Here is a 10267-nt window from a genome sequence, read left to right on the forward strand (position 1 = left end):
CTGGTTCCTTTTCAACAACTGGTTCCTTTTCAACAACTGGTTCCTTTTCAACAACTGGTTCCTTTTCAACAACTGGTTCCTTTTCAACAACTGGTTCCTTTTCAACAACTGGTTCCTTTTCAACAACTGGTTCCTTTTCAATAACTGGTTCCTTTTCAATAACTGGTTCATTTTCAATAACAACTGTTTGAGGACTTTCAGGAGTTGACTGAGTTACCGTTTCTTGCTGCTTTGCTGTCTGTTCTTGATAGTCAGTCAAGTATTTTTTAGTTTTTAATTTCAGGTCATCAGTCAGAGGTAAAGCATCAATTTCAGCTAAAAGTGTTTCCAGGGATTCTTTTTTACTTCGCTCAGTGTAAAAAGAATTCAGAACCGCTTCAATTCCGTACTGAGCGATCGCATCTCCTAAGACACTAACCAACCCCATCGCTCCGATACCCAGAAAAACGACAAAGGGTTGTCCGAGGGTCACAATTAGCACGATGACAGCAATAATAGCCGAAGCTAAATAAGTACCTGCCACTTTTTTGATAATGTTATCGAGTTCCATAAAAATCACCTCAAATTTTTAGCGAAGGATTGGTTTAATTCTAAAGCAAGGTTAATCTGTCTGTTGATCGCTGTTAAGTAAAGCTTGAAGAAAAGGTTCAAGACTTTTGGGACGATAATCGGAAAAAGCCTTTAATCGTTTTACCACACTGTGATGAACAGTGACAACTTTTGTATTGAAATATCGCCATTGCTCACCTCCCAAGGCCGACAATCCCTTAACCGTATTATCGAACTTGATGGTCGGGTCTAGTTTAATTGGGAATTCCTCAAATTCAGAGGTGGTTGAGTCAAACTCTAATCCCAATTTTTTGGCTTGATTAATCATCCATTGTAAGGGGTAGTCGGAAAGTCCTTGATATTCTTTTTTGCCACCACCTAGACAGGTATGTTCACCGACAAATAAAACTTCTTTGACAACTTGTTCAGGATTTTCTGGGTTGGCTTTGATCGGAGTGGAAGGGAAGTTTTTACGTTTTTCATCAATGGCAACAGCATGAAAAGCATTTTGGATAATCGGACTTAATTTTGTATTACTAAATTCATATTTTTTATGATAAAACTTAGCCAGGGGAAACCAAGGAGTTAAATCAGGAATACCAAAATGACCAACTGTATCCCAACAGCCTAACATCTTGACTGGAATACGATCTTGAAAATCTTCCTTTTCTGTCTCAATTTTTTTGGCATTAGCAGCACGAAATTGTTGAGCTTTGGCACTATCGGAACTAACGGTGTGGTCTCGATAGAGTTGATAAGCCTGGGGAATTTCTTTAATCTTAGAGCGTTTTAGGATTCCACATTTATCGATAAAACTAGCCAAACAACGAACGATATATGCTCCTCGACTAAAACCTAACAAATAAATTTCATCCTCGCTTGTGGGATTATAGTTAAGGACAAGAAAACGATAGGCATCTTGAATCATCCGATCAAGGCCCCAGCCAAAAGTTTCATTCCCTAAACTTTTAATAAATTCGTTATCTTCGGCGCTGCCAGAACCTGACAAAAAGACGATTTGAGGGGTTTGATCCTCGGCAATATACTTAATAGATTCGGCGAATTTAACCACATTGGTGGGATCAGCACTGGTAGAGTCTTCCCAAGAACCATCACAACAAATAATTAACCGTTTTTTCTGGTTTGAATAAGTCAGGATATCTGGTACAGAAATTGCCGTTTCAGTAATCTCCTCAATTTCATTGCTCTCATGGTTGGGAAGAGCTGCTTCTTCGGTGATTATAGTTGATTCTGGATTCTCTTCCGGGGAAGGTTCTTGATGTTCGGCTGGAGCATCCTGTTTAATCAGTTCTTCTTCTTCAAGGGAGTTAAAAATTTCGTTGACCATTGTTATCCTTTTCGCATTCCTTCTAGCTTTACTGCTAGTCTGAGTTTTTGATTTAGGAAGCGAGGTTGGTTTAGATGGAAGACTATCTAGTTGCCAGGTTGTCCCATGAAGAATACCATGATTACCATAACTTGTTTGATCCTCTGCACTGCCATTAAGTGATAAATAAGTGACTAAGCCAAGCTCATCAAACCCAGGAGATTGATACATCGTTTTCTGGATTTCTTCTTGGCTAAGTGCTTGATTCCAAACAGAAACTTCTGCAAGACAACCTTGCCAATAATGGGAGAGATTAACAGAGGCTCCCAAGATGATTTTTTCAATCCCCGTTAAGGCACGGTTATGACCGTTGCCACGATGCCAAATGATCCCATTACGATAGATCAACATTCGGCCTGTGATGGCATTTTTAACAAAAGACCAGTAAGTCCAATCACTATAATCCTTAAGCTTGACTTTTTTTTCAATTCGATCGAAACCTTCTTCATTTCCCGCATCCCAAAAAATCGCAGGTTTCACGGGATCGCCCCAAGGCAAGGTAATATGTAGAACGCGGTTATTTTCCTGATTAACAGCTTCTAAAAGAGTCGTTTCTGTAGATAAATTATTTTCCCCTTTTGCCCAAAATGTAATGGTAATACTCTGATCGATGTCAAGAAATCCGTGGGATAGATCCATGTGATCATCAATGCCATTAAATTTTAGTACAGAGCGTTGTTCAGCCATTGGTTTTGTAATCACCTAGGGGAGAAAGAGGTAATCAAGGGTTCAGGGACTCTGACTAATAAGAGATTTATCTATCTGTCGCGGTCTTTGTGAACGTCACCGTCTAGCTTACCACATTTTAGTTATCTAGCGATATAAGTGAGAAGTTTTCACAAAATTTAGCTTCAATAGCCTCTCATCCCATATTCTCGGTCAATTGTTGTTGGTAGAAACTGGCAGTTAAATTGCTGGCATCGTTAGACAGCCAGCGGGTTTGTCTAGGTTCTGGGGTCGATTCGGTGTCTGGCTATTGGCCTGATTATATCAATCTTTTCCAGCCAGAGGGCTTAAGGTGAGATTTTAAACCACTTTAAGATTTGAGGATTTTTGTCATAACGATAGGTAAAACCATCGTTGGCTACGATCAAATTTCCGCGACTAGCTTTACTACGAATACTAGAGATCGATAAGTCGGTTAATTGGTTAATAGTTTCATCTCTTGATGAGAAATTCCTTCAAGAGACTGATGTGTTTCTGGTGATTCTGACTCATGATTAATGGTAATATCAGATTTTACAGAATTGTCCTTAGGGGTATTAGTAAACATTTCTTGTGCTTTCTTAAGGTGATAATCCTGACAGGGGGACAAGCGAGCTATAAGGTAGATAGGGCAAGTGATATCGCTCTTTGTACTTTGATGTAATCCTTCAACCGATAGCGGCTAATTTGCATTAGCTCTTCTATATTTTTTTGGAATATTTGATGTAGCTAGAGCCAATGATAGAGATGTTGACTCATATAAAAACTGCTGTGTCTGCGTTGACCTTTATATCTTTTTTCAGGTCTTGTGACATATTTTTGGATTCCCATATCCTTAATTTTTTTACCTTGCATTGTGGCACTTGTATAGGCGATAGCTATAACAATTATCAGCTTTGATAGGTATTGCGGTGCTAATTAAGAACCTTATAAGCTATAGCCTCCCGACTTAAAATCTTGAAACATCTCCTCAATATCAAATCTTTTTTGATAGGCAATTATTGCCGTCTCTAAATCTCCAAAGTTAGTCAGAATATTGACATCATTCAAAAATAGTTGAGTTCCTGGACTTCAACCTAAATCTCTCATTTCTTGATAAATTCCTTCTTTTTTCTTCACATTTATTGGAAATCGCCCATTGATCGAGCTTTGCAAGATAATCCAGATTGCCAAAAACTTATTAAATAAACATCAATTTTTTAAGCACTAAATACTCCATTACCACCCGTTAATTCATCGGATAATGATACCCGAATTCCTTCCCTTCCCCGTGAACAAAATAAAGAGAATAGGTCAAAAACATTGAAGGATTGACTCCTGGCAACAGGAGAGAAGTTAACCTGTGGGTTCTTTTGACGCAAAACAATTACTTGCATATAATAGAGGAGATTGCCAATTATTAGCCAGAGAATTAAACTAAAAATAAAGGTAAATGCCATGACTATAACCCATCCAAAAAATTGAAAAGCGACTTGAGATATGCGACTATTCTGTGTTAATCCAAGGGCGAATTCTCCCGCATCTTTGGTACTAAAGAAACCCACCGCCATTGTTCCCCAACAAACGCAAAAAAGATGTATTGGAATTGCTCCCACTGGATTATCAATTACTTTAGTTTTAACTAAAAATTCTTCTCCTAATAAGACGATAATGCCACTAATGCCACCGAGGATAATAGCTGATTTGATATTATCATCCCCTGATGATGCCGTGATCGGGGCATCTCATTTTTATAAATCTACTAAGTTGAAATTTTTAAAGGCAAAATCTATGCTAAAATTGGGTGTTAGTTTGGATTTTATCAATCAATCCAAGTTTTTGGGGGGTATAACCCCCGAACCCTGGAGCGCATTCATTTTTCCATGAAATACTCGCCAGCAGTTGTTAATGTATTTATAATGATTGAAGAGTCACTGATATATTTAATGAAAAACTAGGCCAATCCAGGACTAGATAGCATCGTGATAAGGGGGATAGGACTTTGGACTCCGCTAACGATCAGAAAATTCTCGGCTATTTCATCGAAGAAGCAAAAGAACACCTGGAAACTTTGGAACACGGGATTTTAGACTTAGGCAATCTCGTGAACAACCATGAACAGATGAACGAGATGTTTCGTGCCGCCCATTCCGTCAAGGCAGGGGCGGCCATGTTAGGCTATAGCAGTATCCAAAAAACTGCTCACCGTCTTGAGGATGCTTTCACAATATTGAAAGAAAATCCCCTAGAAGTGGATCAAGAATTAGAGTCTTTGTTCCTCAAGAGTTATGATCTGCTTCAGATATTGATCGATAAGCTGCAGGAGCCCTTGGGTTTGCAAGCCGAGGAAGCTGATGCGATCGTTAAAAACGGTGAAGCGACTTTTGCCGAATTACAAGCCCATCTTAACTATCTTCTCGGCCAGGGAAAATCTACTCTAGCTATTGCGGCAGCCCCTTCTATCTCCATCAGCGTCAGAGATATCCTCAAACAGATGTTACAACTGTTTAAACAGGAAGAAACCAGCACTTCCCGTCAGCAATTACAAAAATTAATTTTATCTCTGTCTCAATTGGCTTCAGAACAGGAACAATGGCAATATTTAGTTAAAAATGCCCAATCAGCTCTGGCTAACCCCAAGCATTCCTATCGTACTCTCGCCCCGGTTATTATTAAGGAATTAAAACAAGCTAGTAATTTATTAGAATGGGGTCGCGGGGAAGAAATCACCGTCAGTCAAGAATTGCAATTATTAGCCGCCGCCAAATTACCACAAATCCTGATTAACCCGGAAGCGGAATTGGTAGCTGGTACCCCAGAACTTCTTTCTGATCAAGATTTAGAAGAAGCTTTAAAATGGAGTGAAAATCAAGATATTAATGAGTCAGAAAAGCCTTCTTTAGAGTTAAGTCAAATCCCAACCGAGCGAAAAGCACAGATAGCAAGTCAAAGGGAAGCATATCAACTGGCTGAAGAAAAATTAACCGCCGAATTTGAGGAAAACCAACGAGCAACTTTAATTGAGGAAACTCTTGCTTGGACAGGTGATAACTTGGAGTTAACGGAAATAGTTATTCGTTTGCTAATCGACAATAAAAATGAGCTGCGGGAAGGACAAGAAAAACCAAAAATTGAACAATTGATTCAGAAAAATATTGTAGAAAATTGGTTACAAAATAAAGCGGCAGCTCATTTCCAGAAAGTACAAAACAGTCTCTTAACTCCTGATGCAAATGTTAGGTCAAGATTAGAGACCTATCAAGATATTTTGCAAGGGAGAGTATTGGCTGATAATAAACCCGAAAAATTGGCACTTCAGCAAGCAGAATTAGTGATTAGAAATGATGATTATTTAGAAGTTAGCAATCGAATTTATCAAGAGGTATTTAATGTTCAATGGGTTAGACAGGAATTAGAAAAATTAGTTAAGGTGGAAAATTCTCCTGCTGATTTAACTAAAGTGTTATCTTTCTTGGCAGTATTAGGCTTTCTTGGATTCACTTTCTTGTCATTAAAGACTCCTGAAAAGACTCCTAATGTCGTGGTGACAACCTCACCTAGTATTCCAGAAATTTGTACTAAACGAGATTTTAATATTAGCTTAAACAGGACTATTCAACAACTGCAAGACTTGAAAAGTAAACAAGGTAATCGGCTTTCTGAAAAGTGTGCGACTCAATTAAATGAGTTAATGTTAATTCAGCAAGCAATAGGATTAGCTGCCAATAATTTTGTGGCTAATCTGCCGGGTAGAGAAGGTGCTTTTGAAATTTTGTGCAAAATCCCCCCAACTTCTGATAACTTTAAAGAAGCTCAATTTTGGGCAAAACGTTGGCACAATGACAAAGCCTGGAAACTGGATATTGATCGAGCTTTGCCAGATAATCCAGATTGCCAAAAACTTATTAAATAAACATCAATTTTTCAATCACTAAATACTCCATCGCTACCCGTTAATTCATCGGATAATGATACCCGAATTCCTTCCCTTCCCCGTGACCAAAATAAAGAGAATAGATCAGAAACATTGAAGGATTGACTACTGGCAACAGGAGAGAAGTTAACCTGTGGGTTCTTTTGACGTAAAACAATTACTTGCATATAGTAGAGGAGATTGCCAATCATTAGCCAGAGAATTAAACTAAAAATAAACGTAAATGCCATGACTATAACCCATCCAAAAAATTGAAAAGCGACTTGAGATATGCGACTATTCTGTGTTAATCCAAGGGCGAATTCTCCCGCATCTTTGGTACTAAAGAAACCCACCGCCATTGTTCCCCAAAAACCACAAAAAAGATGTACTGAAATTACTCCGACCGGATCATCAATTACTTTAGTTTTAACTAAAAATTCTTCTCCTAATAAGACGATAATGCCACTAATGCCACCGATGATAATAGCTGATTTGATATTAACATAACCTGATGATGCCGTAATCCCCACTAATCCCCCCAAAATGCCATTAATAATTATGGATAAACTGACTTTGCGGCCAATTAAAGGATTAAAAATTAATGCCAAAAATCCCCCAGTGGCAGCGGCAATCATCGTGGTAGTAATTGTCATGGGGACATCATTCAAATTTACTACCGAACCACCATTAAAACCAAACCATCCTAACCAAAGAATGAAACAACCAAGAGTTGCAAATCCTAACTGATGGGGAGCAAAATTTCCTCTTTCTTTTTCTTCATAACGATCAGTTTTGCGATTATAACCAAAGCGTCCATCTCTCGGTTTTAGCAACCAAGCGCCCACTAATCCGGCCATTCCTCCCACCGAATGCACCACCGTTGAACCAGCAAAATCTCGAAACTTAAATAAGTTATATAACCATCCTTCCGATGACCAAATCCAATGTCCGGTAAGAGAATAAGAAAAAGCGACTAAAAAGAAACTAAATAGCAAAAATGCCCAAAATTTAACCCTTTCTGCCACTGCTCCCGATACAATGGTCGCCGCAGTTCCCGCAAAAGTTAATTGAAAGAAAAATAAAGTGGCAATTGAACGACCTGGCCACAATTTTTGGAATTGACTGTATTCATTATTAGGGGTTAGAATTTCCAAGAAAAATCCTGTGCCACCAGAGAAACTATTTCCTAGTGCTGATGTATTGCCAAACATTAAACCGAAACCAAACATCCAATAAGCCAAGGCAGAAACACAGAAGACAATTAGGTTTTTAGCTAAGACATTAGTGGCGTTATTAGTACGACAAAAACCCGTTTCCAGCATGGCAAAACCCGCATTCATAAAGAATACTAAAGAGCCGGCTGTTAACATCCAAATATTAGCAACTAAATCCAGAGTAGAATTATTTAAATCCTGTGCTGTGACTTTGCCTACACCGATCAACAGCATGACGATGAGAGAGAAACAAAAAGATAGGATATTACGCAAACGCGGGCGATATTCTAGAAAAGATAATAATCGATTCATCGGCTATAACTCTCATGGGCAATTGCCCCTTTATAGTAATTGATTTAATCCCCTATCGTTCACTCAAAACTGCCTTTTTTCTGATCCAGATAGCGAGAATTGTCAGGAAAAGTAAACCCATCACTCCCGCTAAAGGATTTTTATTGATTCCAGTTAACCAATCGGGAACAGTACCAGTGTATTTAATTAACTGACCCACATTTAATATATAGTATGCCCAGATTAAACCGGCGTGCAGACCGATACTTTTACCCAAATTACCACCACAGGCGCGTTTTGCCCAACCGAGAATTAATCCTAGCAAGACTAAGGCAGGAAATTGGGGAAAAGTGCGGATAATTTCGGCTAAAGGTTTAATAAAGTGGGTAAGAGCGAAAATTAAGGCACTAATCACTAGAGCGATAGCGGGACGATAATCCTTTTCTAATTCTCGCAGTAACCAGCCCCGAAATAGCAATTCTTCGGCAAAACCCACCGCTAAAGCGACTAAAAACCCCTCCAAGATGATTTTGCTGATTGGGGGATTCGCAGGTAAGAAATTTAACCAACCTAGGAACGCTTGGGACAGAAAAAGCGAGAAAGTGAAAAATAAACCGATCGCTAACCCATTAATTAACTCGATCAGCGTTTTTATTCGCCAAATCAACCCATAATCGGCTAATCCCTCATCGCCATAAATTATCCGTCCCCACCAATGGGATAACCCCAAAAATTCCAGATAGAGAACAGAAAGGGTCAAAATTGAGACCAGATTAGCATTAGTGGCAAAAAAGTGATAGAGGGGAAGTGCGATCGGCAACCAGAGAAAAAGTAAGAGCAAAATAAAAATTCCCAGTCGCAGGGGGACTGGGTAAGTGGCAATTACCCGTAATCTTTTATTCATCGGGTTCGATGCTGCTGGTTAAACCTTTATTTTTCAAGGTTTCACAGTAAAACTCCGCGTGTTCTTGGATGCAGGTAATCACCAAGGCTGTACCATTCGTGTGCGCTTCCATCATGATATCAACTGCTTGGGGTTGCGTCATACCGGCGATCGTTTGCATTAAACTCTGAACCACATACTCCATCGAGTTAAAGTCGTCATTGTGGAGTAAAACGCGATAACGCGGCGCTGGTTTACGGATTGTCGCTGTGGAACGCTTTTCGATCACTTCTGTGGACACCGTGTCTCTCCTTTGAATCTATATCACAATACAAGTCAATTACTTAATGATCATAATCAAAATTTCCAGATTGAGCTAGGCTTTTTCTGTGATCCGTGAGGGGGTTGGGTGTTGGGGAGTGGGGGACAGCCAAAGGAATGACATTTCTAGATGGATAGATCATAATTGAATTAATTGGTTAATTTAAGCTTATTTTCCCATGGCTACTGACGAATTACAAAATCTCGATAAAAATATTCAACGCTTAAAACAACAATTAGCGGGAAAGCGAGACACTTTAGTCAAAATTGCACCGGAAGAAGAAGTTAGGATCAAGCAGCAGATCGAAGATTTACGCCGAAAAATTCGGTATTTTGAACGAGAAAAATGGGATTTAATCGCCAGCGACAGTCAAGAAGCGTCCTTTCCTGATGCCGAGGTAATGGTAGCAGAAATTGTCACAGAATTGACGGCAATTACCACAGAACCACCCGATCAACTTGCTTCTCCACAAATCTTAGAATTATTAAATCAAATTCTAGCTAAACTCAATCAACCAGAGCGATTAGCAGCAGCCAAATTAAAAGCGTCCCTATCTACTATACCTCCTTTTGTTTCGCTTTTGGGGCGATAAGCTGACTAATTTAACAGCAAATGTCAATATTTGTCTTTATCTAAGCAGATTTTAGAAAGTTTTTTTGTCGATGTTAATGTTAATTATCAGTAGTCGGAGATAAAATCTTAAGAAATGTCAATTATCACTATTCTTACTGACCCTCAATAAATTAGAATCAGACCATAAATGCGATCGCTTGCTCAATTCTCGATGATTAATCTAGAGACTAAAATCAGCAACTGAGGTAATTAACCTTTTTCAAGCTACCGAGTTTAGGTGGTAGTCACTGATAACTGATAACTGAAATGACTCGCTTTATTTGGGATAAATTTAGCAAAGACTTCTTAGAAACCCTTCTTTCTCCCTACGGTACAGTAGTTGTCAGTAAAGAAGTCACCTCAGAAATTAAAGAAATTGATGTGTATTTTAGTCCTAATATCTCTGAAA

Annotated in this window: 9 protein-coding genes and 1 pseudogene; 3 read left to right on the forward strand and 7 right to left on the reverse strand. The window is 38.9% G+C overall.

Going from position 1 to position 10267, the window contains the following annotated elements:
- The 4 genes from IM496_RS10035 to IM496_RS10050 all read right to left on the reverse strand — a co-directional run.
- Nucleotides 1-550 (reverse strand): hypothetical protein (locus IM496_RS10035; protein WP_287661844.1); only part of this gene is annotated, 550 nt, incomplete at its 3' end.
- Nucleotides 551-601: 51 nt separating this feature from the next.
- Nucleotides 602-2623, reverse strand: a complete 2022-nt coding sequence (locus IM496_RS10040) for a phospholipase effector Tle1 domain-containing protein (RefSeq protein WP_104395551.1) — start codon at nucleotides 2621-2623, stop codon at nucleotides 602-604.
- Between the two features lie 945 nt (nucleotides 2624-3568).
- Nucleotides 3569-3691, reverse strand: a complete 123-nt coding sequence (locus tag IM496_RS10045; RefSeq protein ID WP_265578355.1) for a hypothetical protein — start codon at nucleotides 3689-3691, stop codon at nucleotides 3569-3571.
- Between the two features lie 149 nt (nucleotides 3692-3840).
- Entirely contained in the window at nucleotides 3841-4356 is a 516-nt protein-coding gene (locus tag IM496_RS10050) for a hypothetical protein (RefSeq protein ID WP_311131791.1), read from the reverse strand.
- Between the two features lie 266 nt (nucleotides 4357-4622).
- Between IM496_RS10050 and IM496_RS10055 the strand changes: the two genes are divergently transcribed.
- On the forward strand, nucleotides 4623-6533 hold the full coding sequence (locus IM496_RS10055; protein WP_194017867.1) for an Hpt domain-containing protein: 1911 nt from the start codon (nucleotides 4623-4625) through the stop codon (nucleotides 6531-6533).
- 11 nt (nucleotides 6534-6544) lie between these two features.
- Here the strand turns inward: IM496_RS10055 and IM496_RS10060 are convergent, their stop codons facing one another.
- The 3 genes from IM496_RS10060 to clpS are packed head-to-tail and all read right to left on the reverse strand — an operon-like array spanning nucleotide 6545 to nucleotide 9225.
- Nucleotides 6545-8062: an ammonium transporter gene (locus IM496_RS10060; RefSeq protein WP_287661845.1), complete on the reverse strand. Its 1518-nt coding sequence runs from the start codon at nucleotides 8060-8062 to the stop codon at nucleotides 6545-6547.
- A gap of 52 nt (nucleotides 8063-8114) precedes the next feature.
- Entirely contained in the window at nucleotides 8115-8945 is an 831-nt protein-coding gene (locus IM496_RS10065; RefSeq protein WP_287661846.1) for a CPBP family intramembrane glutamic endopeptidase, read from the reverse strand.
- Nucleotides 8938-9225: an ATP-dependent Clp protease adapter ClpS gene (gene clpS, locus IM496_RS10070; RefSeq protein ID WP_002738526.1), complete on the reverse strand. Its 288-nt coding sequence runs from the start codon at nucleotides 9223-9225 to the stop codon at nucleotides 8938-8940. Before clpS ends, IM496_RS10065 begins: the two co-directional genes overlap by 8 nt.
- A gap of 199 nt (nucleotides 9226-9424) precedes the next feature.
- Between clpS and IM496_RS10075 the strand changes: the two genes are divergently transcribed.
- A complete protein-coding gene (locus tag IM496_RS10075; RefSeq protein ID WP_287661847.1) occupies nucleotides 9425-9838 on the forward strand; it encodes a hypothetical protein in 414 nt (137 codons plus the stop codon).
- 287 nt (nucleotides 9839-10125) lie between these two features.
- Nucleotides 10126-10267: pseudogene (locus IM496_RS22700) on the forward strand (DUF4351 domain-containing protein); the annotation flags it as partial.

The organism is Microcystis sp. M049S2, from assembly GCF_020245625.1.
Lineage (GTDB): Bacteria > Cyanobacteriota > Cyanobacteriia > Cyanobacteriales > Microcystaceae > Microcystis > Microcystis ichthyoblabe_A.

Coding starts and splice junctions, on each gene's coding strand:
- IM496_RS10040 (WP_104395551.1), bottom strand. CDS start 2,623: ATGGCTGAACAACGCTCTGTACTAAAATTTAATGGCATTGATGATCAC.
- IM496_RS10060 (WP_287661845.1), bottom strand. CDS start 8,062: ATGAATCGATTATTATCTTTTCTAGAATATCGCCCGCGTTTGCGTAAT.
- IM496_RS10065 (WP_287661846.1), bottom strand. CDS start 8,945: ATGAATAAAAGATTACGGGTAATTGCCACTTACCCAGTCCCCCTGCGA.
- IM496_RS10075 (WP_287661847.1), top strand. CDS start 9,425: ATGGCTACTGACGAATTACAAAATCTCGATAAAAATATTCAACGCTTA.